We start from the raw sequence: 21129 nt of genomic DNA, 5'->3' as shown, positions 1-21129 counted from the left end.
CGCTCATCACCATCACGGAGTCGCACGTGTCCCCGCAGATCAGCATCGTCGTCCCGTTCCGCAACACCGGCGGCCGTCTCGCAGCGTGCCTGGAGTCGCTCGCAGGGCAGACCCTGCGCGACGTCGAGGTGCTCATGGTGGACGACGGGTCCGATGACGGCAGCGCGGTCCTCGCGAAGGAGTTCGCGGGGCGCGACGACCGTTTCACACTGCTCCAGCCGGGTCCCGACACGCCCGCTGGCGACGCCGGTGCGGAGCAGGCGAAGGGCCGCTACCTGGCCTTCGCCGACGGGGAGGACGCCCTGCCGCCCTACGCCTACGAGTTGCTGGTCGGCACGCTGGACGCGACCAGGTCGGATCTCGCCGGCGGGAACGTCATGTGCCTGGACGGCGACCGGGTGTGGCAGTCGCCGCTGCACCGGGAGCCCTACGCCAGGAGAATGAGGTCGACGCACGTCACCCGTCATCCGGCGCTCCTGCAAGACCGGACGCTCTGGAACAAGGTGTACCGGCGCTCGTTCTGGGACGCGCACCGCCTCGAACTGGGGACGGACCAGGACGTCCTGGTCGCCGCGCAGGTGCAGCTTCTGGCCTCGGCCGTGGACGTGCTGGACACGCCCGTCTACTACTGGCGCGACCGTCCGGGGACGGCGACGCGGCTCCGTCCCGACCCGGCCCACATCACCGACCGGATGGCGACCCTCGCGGCCGTCCGCAACTTCGTCCACGACCACGAACCGGAGCTGCTGGCCGTCCACGACATGTACGCGCTCGACCTGGACGTGCGCGAGCTCATGCTCGCCTTGCCCGGTGCCACCTGGGAGGAGCGCGAACGGCTCGTCGAGCTGGGCGCGGAGGTCGTCGCCGACGCCGACCGCTCGGCCACGGAGGGACTGGAGGCGATCAGGCGGCTGGAGCTGCACCTGCTGCGCGAGCGCATGGTGCCCGAACTCCTCGACGTGCTCCGGTTCGAGGAGGGCGGGCTCCAGGACGTCCCGGTCGTCCCCAGGGGGCGCCTGCGCGCACGCTGGTACGCGCGCTACCCCTTCTTCGACGATGCGGAACGTTCCATCCCGGAGGACGTGTACGACGTCACCGACGAGATCGGCCTCTGGGCGGACGTCGACCGTGTCGAATGGGACGTCGACACCCTCATCGTGGAGGGCCACGCCCACTTCGACCATTTCGACGTCTCGGCGGAGGCCGCGTCCCGCATCCGGGTCTGGATGCGGGACGCGAAGACCGGCAGGGAGATCCGGCTGCCCGTCGAACGGACCCGCTGCCCGGAGGTCACGGCACGGTCCGGCCAGACGAACCTCTCCTACGACTGGTCCGGGTTCATCGTGCGGGTGGAGCCCGAATACCTGCTGGACGGCGACGAATGGCGGACGGCCACCTACGAGCTGTTCGCGGAGGTGTCCACGGCCGGGCGCAGGGCGGCGCAGCGGCTGACCGCGACGGCCCCCGCCGTGCGGTGGACGGCGGCGCGCCATGTGGACGAGCACGTGGCCGTCCAGCCGGCGGCAGGCGACGACGACGCGTTCGTCGTCCACGTCAAGCGGGCCAAGGCCGTCCTCACCCGGATCCGGCGCGACGGGGACGTCCTCGAACTGACCGGCTGGACGCGGCGGGCCCTCGGCGCCGGCGCCGCCATGGTCGCGGCCCGCCGGCACGGGGGAGAGGAGGTCCGCGGCGAGGTGACGCTGCGCCAGTCGGCGGTCCTGCGCATGGCGGAGGGCACCGGTTTCGACTTCACGGCGCGGCTCCCGCTGGAGTACCTGGTGTCCGCCGGCGGGAGCCCCGCCCTCCAGCCGCACCTGCGCGACGCCATCGACTGGGACATCCGGCTGACCGGCGAGGGCGGCCCGCTGCGGCTCACCGTCGCGAGCAACGTCAAGCCCGTCCGGCTCGCCCTGCCCGGGGACCGCGGCCGGGAACTGGCGCTCACCCGGACGGCGTTCGGCAACCTGCGCGCCGTCGAGCGCGGCTTCCGCCCGGTCGTCCGGGAGGCCGGATGGGACGCCGGCGGGCATCTCACACTGAGCGGCGACTTCGCCGACCCGGACGACCGGCCCGGCCACCTCGTCCTGCGGCGGCGCCGGTCGGGCGACGAGCACCGCGTCCCCGTCACCTGGGAGGAGCACCGCTTCACCGCCGTGTGCACGCCCGCCACCATGGCCGTGTTCGGGACGGACCTGCCGTTGCGCAGCGGAACATGGGACGTGCTGGCGCGCACGCGCGCCGGCGCGGTGGCGGTCGTCGTCGAGCGTGAGGCGATCCCGTCCCTGCCCGGCCGGCGGAGCGTCGGCACCCACGAATTCGAGCTCGGCGTACACCAGACCGACGCGCTGACACTGGAGAGCCGTCCCGCCTTGGGCGACGACGAGCGAGGCCGCCACGCGCAGGCGCTGCTCCAGCAGCGCGACTACCCCGTCTATCTGCGCAGCCCGCTTGCGGACATCGCCGTCTTCGACAGCCACGACGGCACCCAGTACAGCTGCAACCCGCGGGCCGTCTACGAGGAACTCGCCCGGCGCGACCCCGGCCTGGAATACGTGTGGGTCACCCGGGACGGCCAGTTCTCGGTCGACGCCACGGGCGACACGGAGATCAGGACGGTCCTGGCCGGAAGCCGCGAGCACTACCGCGTCCTCGCGCGCGCACGGTACATCGTCACCAACCACGGCCTCCCGCCCTGGTACTTCAAGCGCGACGGCCAGACCTACCTCCAGACCTGGCACGGAACCCCGCTGAAGCGTCTCGCCCACGACCTCAGGGACATGCCGTACCAGCGCACCGAGCGCCTGGACTGGATGGAGTGGGAGGTGCCGCGCTGGGACCTGCTGCTGTCGCCGAGCCCGTACGCCACCCAGATCATGCGCCGCGCGTTCCGGTACGACGGGGACGTCCTTGAGGCGGGGTATCCGCGCAACGACATCCTGAGCAGCCCCGAGTGGGAGAGCGCCGGGACGCACATACGCAAGCGCCTGGGCATCCCGGACGGCAAGAAGGTCGTCCTCTACGCGCCGACCTGGCGGGACGACCGGCGGCACGGCCCCGGCAGGCAGGGGTTCTCGCTGGAGCTCGACGTGGAGACCATGCGGCAGATCCTGGGCGACGACCACGTCCTCCTTCTGCGGACGCACCACCTCGTCACGGACAGGGCCCCCGCGGCCACCGACGAGTTCGTCATCGACGTGTCCCGCTACCCCGACATCGCCGAGCTCTACATGGCGGCCGACGTGCTCGTCACCGACTACTCGTCCGCCATGTTCGACTATGCCGTCCTAGGCCGGCCCATGGTCTTCTACGCCTACGACCTGGAGCGCTACCGCGACCATGTGCGCGGTCTCTACTTCGACCTGGAGATGGAGGCACCCGGCCCCGTCGTGAGGACGACGGCGGAGGTCGCCAAGGAGGTCAAGGCGGCGCCGGACAGCGAGGAGCGGTACGCGGACGCCTACGACCGCTTCTTCGTGAAGTACTGCCCCTACGACGACGGCCAGGCGGCGGCGCGGACCGTCGACCGGCTCTTCCAACGTTGACCTGCGGCGTGTTGTTGTCATCCGGCGGCCCATAACAACAACACGCCGCAGGTCAACGGGGGGTCAGCCGGGGCGGCGGGCCCGCGCCCACAGCCACACGCCCGGGCAGCCGGACAGCGGGAGGCGGCGCTCCAGCGCGGCGGAGACGCGCAGCGCCTCGTTGGCGAGCGGATGCAGCGGCGCGAGGTCCTCGCGGCGCGCCGTCCGGTGCCTGACGCGCCGCAGCAGCGGGCGCAGCAGGACGCCCCTGCCCCACACGGCCTCCAGCACCAGCCCCGCGCCCTCCAGCAGTTCGGTCAGCGCGCGGCGGGTATAGCGGCGGACGCGGCCGAGCGCCACGTCGTGCGCCGACCACAGCGCCATGTCGCACGGCACGGACACCAGCGCGATCCCGCCCGGCCGCAGCACTCGGGTGATCTCCGCCGCGGCCCGCGCGTCGTCCTCGATGTGCTCCAGGACGTCCAGCGCCAGCGCCAGGTCGTACGCGCACGGGGGAAGCGGCAGGAAGCGGGCGTCGCCCAGATAGGCCTCGACGCCGTGCGCGCGCGCCAGCGCGACCGCGTCCGGGCTCAGGTCGACGCCCGTCGCCCGCCAGCCGTGCTCGGTGAGGACCCGGCAGCCCGTCCCGGACGCCGCGCCGATGTCGACGGCCGTCCCGGGCACGCTGAACCGCAGCAGCTCCGCGGACAGGATCTCCCGCCGCTCGCGGTACCACCAGTTGTCGTTCTCGATCCGCGCGATCCGCTCAAGCTCGATGGTGTCCACGGGACAACCCGACGGCATCGGCGGCGGCCCGTTCCACCGTCGCCGCCGTCCGCGGGCGGATCGTTGACCCGCGCTTGACCCCCGCCCTGTGCTCCAGGACGTCCTGTGCTCCAGGCCGCCGCGTCAGCGCTTGCGGCGCCGCCGGACGAGGAAGCGGACGGCCAGCAGCAGCGCGACGGCGCCGCCCAGCGCCGGGACGGCCCGCTTCACGACCGACGGGCCCGCGACCTCCAGCAGGTCGATCGCGTCGTCCTCGTCCGCGACGTGCAGTGGCCGCCGCGCGGGACGCTCCGGCACCGCGGCGGAAGACGCTGCGGCGGGCTCGGTGGCGGGCTCGGTGGCGGGCACCGCGGCCTCGGCCCTGGCGGCGGCCTCCTCCGTGGCCTTCACCGGGCCGGGCTTGTCGACCGGTTCCGCTGCCGCCCCGGTCTTGGCCGCCGGCTCCGGCTTCACGGCCTCGGCGGGCTCAGCGGGCGCGGGGCTCTCGGCGGGCGCGGCGGCGGTTCCGCCGGACGTCTCCAGCTCGGTCTCCAGCGCCTTCGCGAACCGCGAAATGATCTTCGAGCCGACCTCGGACAGGATGTTGCGGCCGAACTGCGCCGGACGTCCCGTCACGTTCAGCTTGGTGTGCACGGCGACCCGCGTGGTGCCGTCGCCCTGCTCGTGCAGCCTCGCCTGGACGGTCGCCGACGCCGTCCCGGAGCCGCGCGCCTCCTTCGCGGACGCCTCCAGCGTCACGACCCGGGCCGACTCGTCCGCCGAGACGATCCGCGCGGTGCCGCGGTAGGTGATGGTCATCGCGCCGACCTTGACCTTCATCCGGCCCGAGTACTCCCCGCCCTCGACCGAGTCGAGCGTGGCGCCCGGCATGCACGCCGCGACGCGCTCCACGTCGAGCAGCACCGACCAGGCCTGATCCACCGGTACGGGGACGGTGAAATCGTGGTCGAGCTCCATGATCAAAGTCCTTATCGTCCGGAGAACTTGCCGCGACCCTACGGTGGTCGCCCGTCCCGCCGCCAGTGGGGCACCCCCGACAGGGGTCGGTTACCCGGCGGCGCGGCGATCATGCGGCCGGATCCCGGGGCGACGGGACCCGGCCGCATGCCCTGCGGATCGCCTCAGCCCGCGGCGGCGGCCAGCGCCCGCGCGGTGAGCACCGTCGCGAGATGCGTCCGGTACTCCGACGACCCGTGCAGGTCGGTGGGCGGTTCGGTGCCGGCTGCGGCCTGCGCGGCGGCGGTCCGGAACGCGTCCTCGGACGCCGCCCCGCCCTTGACGGCGACCTCCACCGCGCCGGCCCGCACGGGCGCCGGGCCCATGTTGGTCAGCGCGACGCGCGCGTCCTCGATCCGGTCCCCGTCGCGGCGGACGGCGCACGCGACGCCCACGATCGCCCACGCCTGCGCCGTCCGATGGAACTTCTCGTAGTGCACGCCCCAGCCCGCACCCAGCTTCGGTACGCGGACGCCCACGAGCAGCTCGTCCGCCTCCATCGCCGACGTCATCCAGTCGACGAAGAACTCCGACGCGGGGATCTCCCGCTCGCCGCGCACGGACCGGACGAGGAACACCGCGTCCAGCGCCAGCGCGACCGCCGGGAGGTCGCCCGCCGGGTCGGCGTGCGCCAGCGACCCGCCGAACGTGCCGCGGTGCCGGACGGCCGGGTCGGCGACCGTCTCCGTGGTCTCCGCGATCAGCGGGACGTGCTCGCGCACCAGCGGGTCGCGGATCACCTGGTGGTGGGTCGCCATCGCGCCGATCACGATCGCGTCGCCGTCGTCGCGGATCTCGCGGAGCCCGCCGACCCGGTCGAGGTCGATCAGCGCGTCCGGGATGGCGAGCCGCATCCGCAGCAGCGGCATCAGGCTCTGCCCGCCGGCCAGCACCTTCGCGTCCTCGCCCGCGTCGGACAGCGCCCTGACGGCGTCGTCCAGCGAGGCGGGCCGCACGTAGTCGAACGTCGCGGGGATCACTGGTCACCTCCGGCCGATCCGAGCCCGCCGCCCGCGCCCGGTTCGGCGGCGGCCGGTTTCGCCTCCCCGCGCAGGGCGCGCCAGACGCGTTCGGGCGTGCACGGCATCGGCACGTCCTTGACGCCGTGCGGGCGCAGCGCGTCCACGATGGAGTTCACCACCGCCGGGGTGGAGGCGATCGTGCCCGCCTCCCCGACGCCCTTCACGCCCATGGGGTTGGACGTCGCGGGCGTCTCCGTGCGGTCGGTCGTGAACGTGGGCAGGTCCATCGCCGACGGGATCAGGTAGTCGGCCATGGTGGTCGTCGTCAGGTTGCCGTCGGCGTCGTACACGGCCTCCTCGTAGAGCGCCTGGGCGATGCCCTGCGCGAGCCCTCCGTGGACCTGGCCCTCCACGATGAGCGGGTTGACGACCTTGCCGACGTCGTCGACGGCCACGTACTTGCGTATCTTCACCATCCCCGTCTCCGTGTCGACCTCGGCGGCGCACAGGTGCGTGCCGTGCGGGAAGGAGAAGTTGTCAGGGTCGAACGTGGCGTCGGAGTCCAGCGAGGGTTCGATGCCCTCCGGCAGGTCGTGCGCGGCGAACGCGGCCAGCGCGACCTCCTGCAGCGTCTTGCCCTCCTGCTCGACACCGCGGACGCTGAACCGTCCGCCGCTGAACTCCAGGTCCTGCTCGGACGCCTCCAGCAGGTGCGCCGCGACCTTGCGGGCCTTGTCGACGACCTTCTCGCAAGCGGAGAACAACGCGACCCCGCCCACGGCCAGGGAACGGGAACCGTACGTGTCCATCCCCTTGTGCGAGATCGCCGTGTCGCCGTGCAGGACCTTCACGTCCTCGAACGGGACACCGAGCCTGTCCGCGGTGATCTGCGCCCAGGCCGTCTCGTGGCCCTGCCCATGCGCGGACGAACCCGTGACCACCTCGACCTTGCCGGACGGCAGCACGCGCACCGCCGCGTGCTCCCACCCGCCGGCGCCGTACGACAGCGAGCCCAGCACGCGGGACGGGGCGAGCCCGCACATCTCCGTGAACGTGGACACCCCGATGCCGAGCTGCACGGGATCCTGCCGGTCGCGCCTGTCGGCCTGCTCGGCGCGGAGCTTGTCGTACTCGAACAGCTCCAGGGCCTTGTCCGTCGCCGCCTCGTAGTTACCGGAGTCGTAGGTGAGGCCCGCGATCGTCTCGTACGGGAACTCCTCGTGCTTGATCCAGTTGCGGCGCCGCACCTCGATGGGGTCGATGCCCAGTTCGGCGGCCAGCTCGTCCATCAGCCGCTCGATCGCGTACGTGGCCTCCGGACGGCCCGCGCCCCGGTACGCGTCCGTGGGCACCTTCGTCGTGAAGACGCCCGTGCAGGTGAACGACAGGGCGTCCATCTTGTAGATGCCGTTGAACATGAACGCGCCCAGCAGCGGGATGCCGGGCGTGACCAGCATGAGGTACGCCCCCATGTCGGCGAGCAGGTCCACCTTGAGACCGCGGATGCGGCCGTCCTGCTCCGCCGCGAGCGTGAGCCGCTGGATCTGGTCGCGTCCGTGGTGGACGGTCATGTTGCCTTCGCTGCGCGTCTCCGACCACTTGACCGGGCGGCCCAGCCTGCGGGCCAGCAGCAGCGCGATGACCTCCTCCCCGTACACCTGCAGCTTGGAGCCGAAACCGCCGCCGACGTCCGGGGCGACGACCCGGAGCCGGTGCTCGGGGATGCCGGTGACCGTGGCCAGCATCAACCGCAGGATGTGCGGGATCTGCGTGGCCGAGTACAGCGTGAACTCGTCCCCTTCCGGGACGCACAGGACCGACCGCGGCTCCATCGCCGTGGGGATGAGCCTCTGCTGGACGTAGCGGCGCTCGATGACGACCGGCGCGTCCCTCATCGCGGCGTCGAGATCCCCGTTCTCGAACACCCACGTGTAGGACTTGTTCGTCCCGAGGTCGTCGTGGACGAGGTCGGCGCCTTCGGCAAGTGCCGCCTCCATGTCCACCACGGCGGACAGCGGCTCGTAGTCGACGTCGATCTCCTCAAGGGCGTCGACGGCGGCGGCCTTGTCGCGGGCCACGACGCACGCGACGGGCTCACCGACGTAGCGCACCTCGTCCACCGCCATGGGCGGGTGGTCCGGGTGCTTCATGTCCTCGGTCACGACCCACGCGCACGGCAGCGAGCCCTGCTCGTCGGCGAGGTCCCGGCCGGTGAGCACGGCGACCACGCCGGGGCTCCGCTTCGCCTGCGACACGTCGATGTCAGTGATCTTGGCGTGCGCGTACGGGCTGCGCAGGAACGCCACCTGCAGCGTCCCGGCCGGGGTCATGTTGTCGGTCCACCGGGTGCGCCCGGTGATGAGCCGGGCGTCCTCCGACCGCCTGCGCGGGCTGCCGACCTCCTGCACGGTCACGGCGTCACCTCCTGTCCGGCGGGCTCGCGCATCTCGCTCGCCGCCCGCCGCACCGCCTTGACGATGTTCTGGTAGCCCGTGCACCGGCACAGGTTGCCCTCCAGGCCCTCCCGGACCTCCTCCTCGGACGGGTCGGGGTTCTCCCGCAGCAGGTCGATCGACGCCATGATCATGCCGGGTGTGCAGTAGCCGCACTGGAGCGCGTGCTCCTCGTGGAAGGCCGTCTGCATCGGATGCGGGGCGCCGCCGGCGCCGAGGCCCTCGACGGTCGTGACGTCACGGCCGTCCGCCTGGACGGCGAGCACGGAGCAGCTCTTCACGCTCATGCCGTCCATCAGGACGGTGCAGGCTCCGCAGTTGCTGGTGTCGCACCCGACGGGGGTCCCGACCTTTCCCAGCCGTTCGCGCAGATAGTGGATGAGAAGGAGGCGCGGTTCGACGTCGTCCTCGTACGTCGCTCCATCGACCTCGACACGGATACGTGGCATGCGTTCTCTCCCAGGGACGTCTCGGGGTGGACATGGAGAAGAGACGTCCCCAGGGCGGGGCTCGCTGGTCAGGCCACGTCATCGGGGCCACCTCCGTGGAAGCGACCCTACGAACCTACGACGCGGTTGAATGCCGTACTAGCCCTTTACGCCGCTTATTTAACGACGTGTGGGGGAAGGATGGCGGCTAGTGCACGCGAAGGAGAACCGACCAGGTCATGGGACCGACGATGCCGTCGTCGTCGACGCCGCCCCACCGCTGGACCGCCTTCACGGCCGCCTCGGTCGCGGCGTCGAACGTGCCGGTCCTCTCCTATATCCGCGTCATAACACACCCAATCGTGCGCACACCCTCTCCACCAGGTCAGACGGGCGCACGTCCGCCACTGGCCGCCCGGCGATAACAGGGGATTCGGGGGTAGGTCCCCGCCTATGTTCCTCTTCTTCTCGTCGCGGCTCGGATGCCTCGGTTCGCTGATCGTCACGCTCGTCCTGAGCGGAATCGTCTACGTGCTCCTCAGCCGCTGACCCGCCCGCGCGCCCGGCGGCGCGCCGCCGGTTTGACAATCGTCGGTGACGGAGTGTCTTCTTGGTTCCGTGACCGAGCGCCTGTCGACCGACAGCCCCGTGGCCCTGCGCCGCGTGGCCAGCGCGCTGTGTCCTTCGTGTTGTCGCTGAACCCGTTCATTCCGGCCGACACCCGTACACGAAGGACCTCTTCCCGTGGACCTCTCCGTGGTTCCCGATCTCACCATGCGCGGCCAGGACGATCCGCACGACCGCGCGATCGCCGCCGGCCCCCCGACCGTCGGGCAGCTCGCCGCCCGCGTCCGTGACCTGGCCGGACGTCCCGACGAGTGGTGGCGGCTCGTCCGGTTCGACGCCGACCGGCCGCTCGACGTCCCGCTGGACGAGGCGACGCTGCCCGGGTGCTCGCTGACGATGTGGCCGCCCGGCCACGGCGGGACGGTCCACGGGGGCGTCAGCACCCTCGTCGCGGGCGAACTGGCCGTCGTCACGATCACCGAGCGCGGCGTCACCGAGCGGCCGCTGCGCGCCAACCGGATCCGCGTGCACGGCGGCCCGCAGGCGCTGACGAACCCGGGTCCGGCCTTCGCCGTCAGCCTGCACGCCCGCTGAGATCAGCCGGGCTCGTCGGTGAGGTAGGGCGCCGCGCCCTCCCGGCCGATCAGGGGCAGCAGCGCGAAATACGTCAGCGACGGCAGCAGCGACGGAAGCTCGTCGGCGTCGCCCGTCTCCATCTGGACGTGGATCGCGCTGTAGATGCCGCCGACGATCGCGTCCACCACGGCGACCGGGACCGGCGGCAGGGACGGGCCGGTGAAGAAGGCGCGGAACCGGGCCAGGTTGGCGATGCGCGCCTGCCGGACCCGCGGGCCCGCCGCGTTCGCCTCGACGAGCGACACCCGCGCGAACCGGGGCTCGCGGGCCAGCGCGACGAGCAGCGTCCGCAGCGCCGCGTGGATCCCGTCCGGCCAGGTCGCGGCCGAGTCGTAGGCCCGCGTCATGCGGCCGAGCAGGATGTCCATGCCGCGCTGGTAGGCGGCGAGGAAGCACGCGTCCAGGTCGGGGAAGTGCGCGTAGAACGTCTTCTTGGTGACGCCCGCGCCCTCGGTGACCCGGCTGATCGTGGTGTGCGCGAACCCGCGCTCGGAGGCGACCTGGACGAGCGCGTCGATCAGCCGCTCACGCTGGATGCCGGCGACCGTCTCGGGGGACAGGCCGTGCCGTCCGGGTTTGATGGCGCGGCCCGGATCGAGCGCGGACCGGGATCCGGGCAGCACCTCCGTGCAGCCCGCCTCCGGCGTCCCGGTGTGCCCTGACATCGAACCTCGCTCCGTCACCTGCCGTCGGGATCACACTACTTCCCGTCCCGGGGGCAAGGGGAGGCGCGGTCGGGGCCGGTCAGCGCAGGTTGCGGCGGCGCGAGCGGGTCAGCACCCGGACGGTCCCGACGAGGCCGAGGCCGATCAGCACCACCGGGGCGAGCACCGTCACGGACACGACGGGATCCTCCGCCAGGCCCTCCGCGAGGAACAGCCCCGCGAGGACGAGGAAGAACAGCCCGGTCACCGGGCCCGCCGGGTCGAACCGGTATCGCTTCGCCATCTTCCCCCCAGCCTCGTCTCGGTCAGGCGCTTTGTTCGGACTAGGCGCTCTGTTTGGACCAGGTGCTTTGCTCGGACTAGGCACGGTGCACGTCCACGTCTCCGACCTTGCCGCGTATCCGCAACTCGATCACCGGCGGATCGGCGCCGAGCGACTCCGGTTCGAGGACCTGGGTGACCCGGACTTTCGGGCCGCTGGTGGTCCGGTGCTGGACGCGCAGGTCGCCGAGCGCGATGCGCGCGTCCACCATGACGCGGGCGGCGGGCGGCACCGTGACGGCGATCCCGCCGACGCCGACCTGCGCGTGGATTGTGACGTGCTGGCCCGGCGCCAGCGTGAGCGCGGTGAGGTCGAGGTCGCCCTGGCCGACACCGATCTTGTAGGTCTGGTGCGTCTGGGACGCGTCGGTGGGACGCCAGTCGACGTCCCCGTACTCGGCGTTCTGCGGCATGTCGCCCACCACCGTCGTCGTCAGCAGGCCGAGGGTCAGCAGGGTCCCCACCGTGGCGAGGCCGCGCGTCCGGAACCAGCCGCCGACGACGAGCCCGAGCCCGACGACCGCGAGCGCGGGCGCCATGACGATCATCCAGGAGTCGGGGGCCGGGTACCCCTTCGCGACGGGGATCATCGCGGCGCCGGCGGCCATCGCGGCCAGCAGCGTGATCGTGGCCGCCGGCGCCCGGCCGTCGCCGCACCGGTCCTCGCGCCGCGTCGCCGGGGCGTCGCCGGCCAGGGCGTCGGCGCGGGTGGCCGAGTACTCGGCCAGGTCGATCATGCCGGGCGGCAGCCCCCCGCCCGCCGGCGTCCGCGCGGAGGCGTCCTTCTTGTAGAGGGACACGCCGCCGACGATGACGTCCTCCGACCGGGTCCACGCGGCCGACGGTTCCGGCGGATGCCCCGCGAGCCGCTCGGGGACGGCCCGCGCCGCCGCCACCAGGTCGACGCCCCGTGAGCGCGCGACCAGCAGCACCAGCCCGAACACCACCAGGACGGCGATCGCGTCGGTGTAGGCCCCGCCGAACAGCGTGAGCGTGACGCCGACGCACAGCAGCGCGCCGAGGATCGACAGGACGGCCGCCGCGTCGAACCACCGCTTGAAGAGCTGCTCCGCGAGCGACGACTCGCCGGGGCTCGCGGGCATCAGCAGCGCCGCCGCGATGTAGAGGAAGATGCCCTGCCCGTGCGCCAGGACCAGGATCGCGAAACCCACGCGGAAGATGACGGGGTCGATGCCGGTGTAGCGGCCGAGGCCGGTGCACACGCCGGTGAGCAGCCGCCGGTCGGCGTCCCGCGCCAGCCGCCGGTAGCCCTGGCCCGTCCGTTCCCGGGTCTTCTGCTCGCCGTCCATGCCCGCCATCCCGTCCATGCCTGCCATCGTCGCCTCCCGCGGCCCGCGAGCGGTATCGGGGACGTCCCTGAACCGACCCTGAGCCGGGTCCGGGGTACGTCCCTGATGCGGTTCGGTCGCGGGCGTGTGACGATCGATGACGTGGGAGTACCGAGGAGAGGGCGGCGGTGAGCCAGGAGACGGTGGAGCGGCCGGAGGCGCCGCCGCGGCCGCCCGCGCTGGAGCGCGCCGCCGAGGGCAGGCTCGTGGCCGGCGTGTGCCGCGGCCTGGCCCTGCATCTGGGCGTGGACGTGCTGATCGTCCGGGCCGCGTTCGTGCTGCTGACGCTGGCGAGCGGGCTCGGCGTCGCCGCGTACGCCGCGTTCTGGATCCTCGTGCCCGCGCCGGAGAAGGACGCGGCGGCGGGGGCGGACGGCGCGGCCGGTCGGCTGCGCGGCCGCGACTGGGGCCAGCTGCTCGCCTACGCGGCGGTCACGCTGGGCCTCGCGGTGCTGCCGTGGGGCGCGGCGGGGGTCGTCCAGTGGGCGCTGTGGCCGTTCGTCGTCGGCGGCGTCGGCGCCGCGATCCTGTGGCAGCAGGCCGACCGCGACCAGCGGCAGCGGTGGACGCTGCCGCTCCGGCAGCGCTGGCTGCGCAGCCTGATGGGCCTGCTGCTGGTGGTCGGCGGCATCGGCGGAGTCGTCGTGCAGAACGTGGAGGCGGCCCAGGCGCGCTCGGTGATCATCGCCATGCTGATCATCCTGACCGGGGTCGCGGTGATCGTGACGCCGTGGGTGGTGCGGCTCTGGCAGGACCTGGACGCCGAGCGGCACGAGCGCATCCGCTCCCAGGAGCGCGCCGAGCTGGCCGCGCACATCCACGATTCGGTGCTGCACACGCTGACGCTGATCCAGCGGAACGCGCACGACACGCGGGAGGTGCAGCGGCTCGCCCGGTCCCAGGAGCGGACGCTGCGGACGTGGCTCTACCAGCCGCGCGCCGACCCCGACCGGACGTTCGCCGCCGCGATCAGGGAGGCCGCCGGAGAGGTCGAGGACGACCACGGCGTGCCGATCGAGGTCGTCTGCGTGGGCGACACGGCCCTGGACGAGCGGCTCGGCGCGGCGCTGCAGGCGGCGCGGGAGGCGATGGTGAACGCCGCCAAGTACGCGGAGGCGCCGTCGGTGTCGGTGTACGCGGAGGTGGCGGACGACGAGGTCGCCATCTTCGTCCGCGACCGCGGCAAGGGATTCGACCTCGACCAGGTCCCGGCGGACCGGATGGGCGTCCGGGGGTCCATCATCGGACGTATGGAGCGCAACGGCGGCAAGGCGACCGTCCGCACGGCGCCGGGCGAGGGCACGGAAGTGCGGCTGGAGATCAAGACATCATGAGCCAGGACGGCATGAGCGAGGCGTTGAAGCGGGTCGTGCTGGTCGACGACCACCAGATGTTCCGGACCGGCGTCAAGGCGGAGCTGGGCGGCGGCGTCGAGATCGTCGGCGAGGCGGGCGACGTGGACGAGGCGGTCGCGGTGATCCGCGGGACGCGGCCGGACGTGGTGCTGCTGGACGTCCACCTGCCCGGCGGCGGGGGCATCGAGGTGCTGCGCCGGCTGCACGGCGCCGTCACGTCCAAGTTCCTCGCGCTGTCGGTGTCGGACGCCGCCGAGGACGTGATCGGGGTCGTGCGCGGCGGGGCGCGCGGCTACGTCACCAAGACGATCTCCGGTCCGGAGCTGACGGACGCGATCGGCCGGGTCGCGGAGGGCGACGCCGTGTTCTCGCCGCGCCTCGCCGGGTTCGTGCTGGACGCGTTCGCCGCGTCCGACGTCCCGGCCGTGGACCCCGAGCTCGACCAGATCACCCAGCGGGAGCGGGACGTCCTGCGGCTGATCGCGCGCGGCTACGCCTACAAGGAGATCGCCAAGGAGCTGTTCATCTCCGTGAAGACGGTGGAGACGCATGTGAGCAGCGTGCTGCGGAAGCTCCAGCTGTCGAACCGGCACGAGCTGTCGCGCTGGGCGGCGGCCCGCCGGCTCGTGTAACGTCCGGCGCGCGTCTCCGGCCGGCGCGGGTGGCGGCCCGGTTGATAACGGTCGGCTCGCTGAACGGTCGTTTCGGATAGAACCGGTATCAGTGGCCGATACAGTCGCTGGCCATGACATATCCTCCCCCCGGATCCGGATATCCGGGTCCGCAAGGGCCGTATCCCCCGGCGCCTCCGCCGGCGCCGCCCGGCCCTGGCTACGGCTCCCCCCACGGCGGCGGCAAGACCAACGGCCTGGCCATCGCGGCCTTCGTCACCGGGCTGCTCGGCTGCTTCGGCGTCGTCGGGATCATCCTCGGGGCGATCTCGCTGGGGCAGATCGGCCGCACCGGCGACCGGGGCCGCGGCTTCGCGGTCGCCGGCATCATCCTGTCCTGCCTGTGGATCGCCGCCGGCATCACCATCGGCGTGATCGCCGCGAACAGCGACTCCTCCGGCGGATCGGGGGCCGCGCCGAGCGCCACCCGGACCAAGCCCAAGGAGGTGGACGCGCAGAAGATGAAGGTCGGCGACTGCATCAACGACAACACGACCGCGTCCGCCCCGTCCACCGCCGAGCCGGTCGAGGTCGAGAGCGTCAAGATCGTCCCGTGCACGTCGCCGCACGACGGCGAGGTGATGGCGGTCTTCCGGCTGTCGGGCCTGACGATGCCGCCGGAGTCGCAGCTGCGGCAGCGGGCGTCGGACGGCTGCAAGATCCGCACCCGGTCGCGGATCAGCCGCGACCCGGCGGCGAACAGCCTCGCGAACTCCTACTACTACCCGACCGACGAGTCGTGGCGGTCGGGCGACCGGTCCGTCACCTGCGTCGCGGTGGCCGCGAACGAGGGCACGAAGCTCACCCGGCCGCTGGCGCGCTGACGTTCCGGCGTCCGCCGGGCGGCCGGCCCGCCGCCCGGGCCCCGGGCACCCCTCACCGCGGTGCCCGAACCACGACCCGAACGCCGTCGTCAGTGCGAGTCGCGCATGGTGCTCACGACCATCTCGGCGACGTGCTCGACCGTCGACACGCCCGCCTCCATCGTCGGGCTCTCCCCGCTGCACACCGCGATGACGAAGTCGTGATCCCGGCCGGTGACGCGGCCGATGCTGTTCACCGCCCAGCCCTGCCCCTGGTGGCGGACGGGCGTCCAGCCGTTCTTCAGCGCGACCCTCTCGCCCGGACGCGCCGCCGCGCTGACGCCCCACGCCTGCTCGTCCAGGACGGAGCCCATCAGGCCCAGGATGTAGCGGCGGCCCGGCGCCTTGATGGGGCTCTTGTCCGACACCAGGTTCTTGAGCAGGCGCACCTGGTCGGCGGGGGTCGTCAGGGACGAACCCCACGAACCGGGGAACGGTGTCGTGTTCTTCAGGGCCAAGCTCCTGTTGGCCTTCCTGACGCCGCTCGCGCCGCCGGCCGCCGAGTAGAGGGCGTCCGCCGCGTGGTTGTCGCTCTCGCGGATCATCGGCTCGGCCAGCTGCCGCTCGCCCGCGGTCAGGGCGCTGCGGTCGCGCTGCCGCTGCAGGACGAGGCTCGACAGGATGTCGACCTTCATGATGCTGGCGGTCACGAACCGGCCCTTCTCGTTCTCCCCGAAGGACAGCCCGGTGCGCAGGTCGGCCGCCATGACCCCGGCCTCGCCCGGACGCGTGTCGAGGTAGGCGCGGACGGCCTGGCGCAACGCGGCCGGTTCGAACGGCCGGGTCGGCGCCCGGACCAGGGCGGCTCCCCGTCCGGCCGCGATCGATTCGGTCGCTACGACGACCGCGCCCCTCCTGCGGGCCGGTGCGTCCGAGATGAGCTGGTGGGCGGTGAGCCCCGCCCCGGTGGCGCCCGCGGCCAAGGCGAGCACGATGACATGACGCCGCATCGATCCCCCCGAATTCGTTGCGACCCGTGATGATCAGGACGTGCCGGTCCCGGGGGCCGGCGCCCCCGCGTGAACGGCTTGCGTGCGCGTTAGAGCACGCCCGGAAGGCGGGCGGGGCAGCCGGGCTCGCAGCGCTCGGAGTGCCACGCGACCCGGCGCGCGTACGACCCGAAGCGGCGGCGCAGCGCCGCCCGCGTGAACGGCCCGCTGCCCGGGAACCCGTCGATCTCGCCGCGCCAGCGGATCAGCGTCCCCGTGGGGCAGGGCTCCAGCGTGACGTCCGCCCGCACGCGGCGCCGCGGCGGACCGGCGAGCGCGACGTACCCGTAGTGCCGCGGCGGGTCCCACGCCACGACCTCCTCGCGCCAGGGCGGGACGGTCCGGACGGCCCCGACGCCGTTCCGGTGCTCGGTCCCGTCGGCCTCGCGCGTCGCGCGGATCCAGAAGCCGCCCCATTCGCCCCAGGCCTCCGCGAGGCACAGATGCTTGAAGATCACTTCCGGTTCGGCGCGGGACGTGGCGGTGGCCTCGACCTCATGCGGCATGACAACCCCCCGTGTTCTGTCACATGGGGTACATGCCCGAATCCGAGCCAATTACGGCTTGTGAGTAGCCGTATTTATACGGTGACCGAAAAATCAGGCGGTGTTGACCACCTGGAACGACTCGGCGAGACGTCCCGCGGGCAGGCCCGCCGCCGCGGCGTTGGCGCCCAGCCAGCCGCGCAGCATCTCCGGCAGCCCGTCGCCCATGTGCCCGGTCTGGCTCGCGTGCGCGCGCAGCGCGTTCACCTTCCGCTCGAAGCGGTCGGTGATGTCGACGTAGTGGTTCACGACGGGCCCGCCGGTGGTCCACACCTCCCGCGCCGTCCACGCCTCCAGGCCCTCGTCGGCCAGCAGCTCCGGGAACGCGTACGGGTTGCGGGCGTCCGGGTAGACGGCGTCGAGCGCGGCCGCGCCCACCGCCCGGTGGTCGGGATGGCTCGGGTAGATCCGGTCGTAGTTGCGCTCCGGGCTCGGCATCAGCACCCGGTCCGGCCGGACCTGCCGGATGACCCGGGCGATGTCGCGGCGCAGGTCCAGCGTGGCCTCGACCCGCCCGTCCGGATAGCCGAGGAACCGGACGTCGCTCACCCCGACGCACTTGGCCGCCGCGCGCTGCTCCTCCCGGCGCAGCGCCGCCATCTCCTCGCGGGAGACGTCGTCGTCGAAGCCGCCGGCGTCGCCGTCGGTCACCATCAGGTAGGCGACCTCGATGCCCCGGTCCGTCCAGCCCGCCACCGTCCCGGCCGCGCCGAAGTCGACGTCGTCGGGATGCGCCATCACGACGAGGATCCGCTGCAGATTGCCGTCGTCCAGAACGAGAACGTTGGTCACGCTTTCAACAATAAGGTCTGGAAAGCAGCTCGACAGGCCCCGCGGCACGTGAAGATCAAGAAATCCCCGCGAACATCCGGTGCGATCCCCCCGATCGCGTGCACGCGCGACCGCTGTCAGAACGAGGTGAGGGCCGCGAGCAGGCGGTCCTGGAACGCTCGCACATCGCTGCCGACGGCGATCCTGACCGGGCGGCGGACGTCCTCGGCGGGCAGCGACCGCGCGTCCCACACCGTCGTGCCGCGCGTCAGGTCCCCGCGCAGCTCCACCCGGACGGGACGGTGCGCGTACTCGCCGAGAGCCGGGTCGACCGCCAGCATCGCGGCGAGCGCGTCGTGGATGACGGCGCCGCGGCGCTTCAGCGTCGGCGTGTAGGCGTCCTCGTAGAACTTCAGGATGCGCGCGGCGAACCGGGCGACGGGCGAGTCGTGGGCGCCGAGCCGGTCGAGCCAGTCGTCGTGGACGGCGGTCGGGTGCGTGGCGTCCAGCGGCACCAGCACGACCGGCCAGTCCGCCGCGAACACCAGGTCGGCGGCCTCCGGGTCGTGCCAGATGTTCGCCTCGGCGTGCGTGGTGATGTTGCCTGGGTGGTCGAAGGCGCCGCCCATGACGACGACCTCGCGGACCAGGGACGGCAGCTCGCCGTCCAGCAGCAGCGCCGCGCCCAGGTTCGTCAGCGGGCCGGTCGCCAGCAGCGTCAGCTCGCCGGGCCGCTCGCGGGCCAGCCGGACGATCTGCGCCGGCGCGGACTCGGCGACGGGACGTCCCGCCGGGTCGGGGAGGTGCGTGTCGCCGAGGCCGTCCGTGCCGTGCCAGTCCAGCGCGTAGTGGACGTCCTGCGCCATCGGCCGGGCCGCTCCCACCGCGACGGGGACGCCCTCCGTGACGCCGGCGGCCTCCAGGACGCGCAGCGTGTTCAGCGCGCCGGTCAGCGGGTCGACGTTGCCGTGCACGGTGCCGACGCCCACCAGTTCCGCCTCGCCCGCGCGCACGAGGGAGGCCAGGTAGAGCAGCGTCATCGCGTCGTCGATGCCGGTGTCGCAGTCGTACAGGAACACGGGTCCATTCGTCACGGACGCAACCTATCGATCGGGCCTGGGGACGTGGCGTCGCGCCGGGGTAGAGCATGAGCATGCGCAAACTCATCAACGCCCCGGCGGACGTGGTCTCCGACGCGCTGCGCGGACTGGCCGCCGCGCATCCGGAACTGAGGGTCGACCCGGAGAACGGCACCGTGGTGCGGGCGGACGCGCCGCGCGGCGGGAAGGTCGCCCTGGTGTCGGGCGGCGGGTCCGGTCACGAGCCGCTGCACGCGGGGTTCGTCGGCCACGGCATGCTGGACGCCGCCTGCTGCGGCGAGGTGTTCACCTCCCCGGTGCCCGACCAGATCATCGCGGCGACGATGGCGGTGGACGGCGGCGCGGGCGTCCTCCACCTGGTGAAGAACTACACCGGCGATGTCATGAACTTCCAGCTCGCCGCCGAGCTGGCCGAGGACGAGGACATCGCGGTCACCTCCGTCATCGTCGACGACGACGTCGCCGTCGAGGACAGCACGTTCACGGCGGGGCGGCGCGGCACGGGCGCCACCCTGTTCGCCGAGAAGATCGCCGGCGCGCTCGCCGAGGAGGGCGCCGCGCTGGACGCCGTCGCGGCGGTGGCGCGGGAGGTGAACGAGCGCAGCCGGTCGTTCGGCGTCGCGCTGTCGCCCTGCACCGTCCCGGCCGCCGGGACGCCCACGTTCGAGCTGGGCGAGGACGAGATGGAGCTCGGCGTCGGCATCCACGGCGAGCCGGGCCGCGAGCGCGTCAAGGCCGGCACCGCGGCGGAGATCGTGGACGCCTCGCTGAGCGCGATCGACGCGGACATGCCGCTGGCCGGGTCGGAGGTGCTGGTGCTGGTGAACGGCATGGGCGGCACCCCCCTGATCGAGCAGTACGTCGCCTACGCGGCGGCGGCCGAGTGGCTGGACGGGCACGGCGCGAGCGTCGTCCGCCGCCTGGTCGGGCCGTACGTGACGAGCCTGGAGATGGCCGGCTGCATGATCAGCGTGTGCCGGGTGACGCCCGAGCTGACCCGGCTGTGGGACGCGCCGGTCGAGACGCCGGGGCTGCGGTGGGGCCGGTGAACGGCGAGGGCCTCGCCTCCTGGATCCGGCACGCGGCGGACCTCGTCTCCGCCGACGCCGAGCGGCTCACCCGGCTGGACGCGGCCATCGGCGACGGCGACCACGGCCACAACCTGGACCGCGGCTTCCGCGCCGCCGTCGGCGCGCTCCCCGGCGACGCCCCGCCCGGCAAGGTGCTGATCGCCGCCGGGCGCGCGATCGTGTCCAAGACCGGCGGCGCGTCCGGGCCCCTCTACGGGACGGCGCTGCGCCGCGCGGGCAAGGCGCTCGGCGACGCGCGGGACGTGGACGCCGCCGGGCTCGGCACCGCGCTGAAGGCCGCGCTCGACGGCGTCCAGGACCTCGGGAAGGCCGTCGAGGGCGACAAGACGATGGTCGACGCGCTGGCGCCCGCCGTCGCGGCCTACGAGGCGGCGCTGGCGGACGGCTCCGGCCTCGCCGGCTGCGTGCGCGCCGCCGCGGACGCCGCCGCCAAGGGCGCCGACGACACCGTCCCGATGCAGGCGCGCAAGGGCCGCGCCAGCTACCTCGGGCCGCGCAGCGTCGGGCACATGGACCCGGGCGCCTCGTCCACCGCGCTCGTGCTGCGCGCGCTGGCCGACGTGGCGGGGGAGGGCTGAGATGGTCGGGATCGTCATCATCTCGCACAGCCGGACGCTCGCCGAGGGCGCCGCCGAGGTCGCCCGCGAGATGGGAGTCGGCAAGGCCGTCGTCGAGCCCGCCGGGGGCGACTCGGAGGGACGGCTCGGCACCAGCATCGACCTCGTCGAGCAGGCCGTCGCGGCGGCCGACGGGGGCGACGGCGTCGTGCTGCTCGCCGACCTCGGCAGCTCCGTCCTCACCGCGAAGATGCTCATCGAGGACGCGGCCGGCGACCGCGTCCTGCTCGCGGACGCGCCGCTGGTCGAGGGCGCGGTCGCCGCCGCGTCCATGGCCGCGACGGGCGCCGGCCTCGCGGCCGTGCACGCCGCCGCCGAGTCGGCCCGCGACCACCGCAAGACGGGCTGAGCGGGCGGCGGGCCCGGCCCGCCGCCCGGCCCGCCGGCGGCCGGCCCGGCGCCGATCGGCCCGTGACCGCGCGCCCGTCCGCATCCCGCCG

Annotated in this window: 20 protein-coding genes and 1 pseudogene; 8 read left to right on the top strand and 13 right to left on the bottom strand. The window is 73.1% G+C overall.

Annotated features, from left to right (window positions below; translation table 11 throughout):
- The first annotated feature begins 26 nt into the window (after window positions 1–26).
- Window positions 27–3545: a bifunctional glycosyltransferase/CDP-glycerol:glycerophosphate glycerophosphotransferase gene (locus SM611_RS30600; protein WP_371953782.1), complete on the top strand. Its 3519-nt coding sequence runs from the start codon at window positions 27–29 to the stop codon at window positions 3543–3545.
- A 63-nt stretch (window positions 3546–3608) separates the two neighbouring features.
- On the opposite strand, the gene SM611_RS30595 is transcribed toward SM611_RS30600, so the two are convergent.
- The 6 genes and pseudogenes from SM611_RS30595 to SM611_RS30570 all read right to left on the bottom strand — a co-directional run.
- The gene (locus tag SM611_RS30595) at window positions 3609–4310 is read right to left on the bottom strand and encodes a class I SAM-dependent methyltransferase (RefSeq protein WP_371953781.1); all 702 of its coding nucleotides are present in this window, start codon (window positions 4308–4310) and stop codon (window positions 3609–3611) included.
- Window positions 4311–4433: 123 nt separating this feature from the next.
- A complete protein-coding gene (locus SM611_RS30590; RefSeq protein WP_371953780.1) occupies window positions 4434–5267 on the bottom strand; it encodes an SRPBCC family protein in 834 nt (277 codons plus the stop codon).
- A gap of 164 nt (window positions 5268–5431) precedes the next feature.
- Window positions 5432–6286: an FAD binding domain-containing protein gene (locus tag SM611_RS30585; RefSeq protein ID WP_371953779.1), complete on the bottom strand. Its 855-nt coding sequence runs from the start codon at window positions 6284–6286 to the stop codon at window positions 5432–5434.
- On the bottom strand, window positions 6283–8682 hold the full coding sequence (locus SM611_RS30580) for a xanthine dehydrogenase family protein molybdopterin-binding subunit (RefSeq protein WP_371953778.1): 2400 nt from the start codon (window positions 8680–8682) through the stop codon (window positions 6283–6285). Before SM611_RS30580 ends, SM611_RS30585 begins: the two co-directional genes overlap by 4 nt.
- Window positions 8679–9170, bottom strand: coding sequence for a (2Fe-2S)-binding protein (locus tag SM611_RS30575; RefSeq protein ID WP_371953777.1), 492 nt, complete (start codon window positions 9168–9170; stop codon window positions 8679–8681). The genes SM611_RS30580 and SM611_RS30575 overlap by 4 nt, the downstream gene beginning before the upstream one ends.
- A 187-nt stretch (window positions 9171–9357) precedes the next feature.
- Window positions 9358–9468: pseudogene (locus SM611_RS30570) on the bottom strand (peptidoglycan-binding domain-containing protein); the annotation flags it as partial.
- Between the two features lie 425 nt (window positions 9469–9893).
- On the opposite strand from SM611_RS30570, the gene SM611_RS30565 reads away from it, so the two are divergent.
- Window positions 9894–10310, top strand: coding sequence for a cysteine dioxygenase (locus SM611_RS30565; protein ID WP_371953776.1), 417 nt, complete (start codon window positions 9894–9896; stop codon window positions 10308–10310).
- 2 nt (window positions 10311–10312) lie between these two features.
- Here SM611_RS30565 and SM611_RS30560 read toward each other — a convergent pair whose 3' ends face one another.
- The 3 genes from SM611_RS30560 to SM611_RS30550 form a co-directional block, all read right to left on the bottom strand.
- Window positions 10313–11017 carry a TetR/AcrR family transcriptional regulator gene (locus SM611_RS30560; RefSeq protein WP_371953775.1) on the bottom strand — a complete coding sequence of 235 codons (705 nt, stop codon included), beginning with the start codon at window positions 11015–11017 and terminating at the stop codon, window positions 10313–10315.
- Window positions 11018–11096: 79 nt separating this feature from the next.
- Window positions 11097–11300 carry a hypothetical protein gene (locus tag SM611_RS30555; protein ID WP_371953774.1) on the bottom strand — a complete coding sequence of 68 codons (204 nt, stop codon included), beginning with the start codon at window positions 11298–11300 and terminating at the stop codon, window positions 11097–11099.
- A gap of 76 nt (window positions 11301–11376) precedes the next feature.
- Window positions 11377–12675, bottom strand: coding sequence for a PspC domain-containing protein (locus SM611_RS30550; protein WP_371953773.1), 1299 nt, complete (start codon window positions 12673–12675; stop codon window positions 11377–11379).
- 140 nt (window positions 12676–12815) lie between these two features.
- Here SM611_RS30550 and SM611_RS30545 point away from each other — a divergent pair, with 140 nt between their 5' ends.
- The 3 genes from SM611_RS30545 (at window position 12816) to SM611_RS30535 (ending at window position 15537) form a co-directional block, all read left to right on the top strand.
- On the top strand, window positions 12816–14021 hold the full coding sequence (locus SM611_RS30545) for an ATP-binding protein (protein WP_371953772.1): 1206 nt from the start codon (window positions 12816–12818) through the stop codon (window positions 14019–14021).
- Complete coding sequence (locus tag SM611_RS30540) at window positions 14018–14674, top strand: LuxR C-terminal-related transcriptional regulator (RefSeq protein WP_371953771.1); 657 nt, start codon at window positions 14018–14020, stop codon at window positions 14672–14674. The genes SM611_RS30545 and SM611_RS30540 overlap by 4 nt, the downstream gene beginning before the upstream one ends.
- Window positions 14675–14787: 113 nt before the next feature.
- Entirely contained in the window at window positions 14788–15537 is a 750-nt protein-coding gene (locus SM611_RS30535; RefSeq protein WP_371953770.1) for a DUF4190 domain-containing protein, read from the top strand.
- Between the two features lie 89 nt (window positions 15538–15626).
- Here the strand turns inward: SM611_RS30535 and SM611_RS30530 are convergent, their stop codons facing one another.
- The 4 genes from SM611_RS30530 to SM611_RS30515 form a co-directional block, all read right to left on the bottom strand.
- Complete coding sequence (locus SM611_RS30530) at window positions 15627–16526, bottom strand: serine hydrolase (protein WP_371953769.1); 900 nt, start codon at window positions 16524–16526, stop codon at window positions 15627–15629.
- Window positions 16527–16615: 89 nt separating this feature from the next.
- The gene (locus tag SM611_RS30525; RefSeq protein ID WP_371953768.1) at window positions 16616–17071 is read right to left on the bottom strand and encodes an SRPBCC family protein; all 456 of its coding nucleotides are present in this window, start codon (window positions 17069–17071) and stop codon (window positions 16616–16618) included.
- Between the two features lie 93 nt (window positions 17072–17164).
- On the bottom strand, window positions 17165–17848 hold the full coding sequence (locus SM611_RS30520; protein WP_371953806.1) for a PIG-L deacetylase family protein: 684 nt from the start codon (window positions 17846–17848) through the stop codon (window positions 17165–17167).
- A gap of 170 nt (window positions 17849–18018) precedes the next feature.
- On the bottom strand, window positions 18019–18975 hold the full coding sequence (locus SM611_RS30515; protein ID WP_371953767.1) for a nucleoside hydrolase: 957 nt from the start codon (window positions 18973–18975) through the stop codon (window positions 18019–18021).
- Between the two features lie 59 nt (window positions 18976–19034).
- Between SM611_RS30515 and dhaK the strand changes: the two genes are divergently transcribed.
- From dhaK to dhaM, 3 genes are read left to right on the top strand one after another with little or no spacing between them, the layout of a single operon-like run.
- On the top strand, window positions 19035–20030 hold the full coding sequence (gene dhaK / locus SM611_RS30510) for a dihydroxyacetone kinase subunit DhaK (RefSeq protein WP_371953766.1): 996 nt from the start codon (window positions 19035–19037) through the stop codon (window positions 20028–20030).
- Window positions 20027–20650 (top strand): dihydroxyacetone kinase subunit DhaL, encoded by a 624-nt coding sequence (dhaL, locus tag SM611_RS30505; protein WP_371953765.1) that lies wholly within the window; start codon window positions 20027–20029, stop codon window positions 20648–20650. Before dhaK ends, dhaL begins: the two co-directional genes overlap by 4 nt.
- Before the next feature lies 1 nt (window position 20651).
- A complete protein-coding gene (gene dhaM / locus SM611_RS30500; protein WP_371953764.1) occupies window positions 20652–21038 on the top strand; it encodes a dihydroxyacetone kinase phosphoryl donor subunit DhaM in 387 nt (128 codons plus the stop codon).
- Window positions 21039–21129: the final 91 nt, after the last annotated feature.

It is taken from the genome of Actinomadura monticuli, from assembly GCF_041463655.1.
Classification (GTDB): Bacteria; Actinomycetota; Actinomycetes; order Streptosporangiales; family Streptosporangiaceae; genus Spirillospora; species Spirillospora monticuli.
This window is presented reverse-complemented; position numbering and strand designations above follow the sequence as displayed.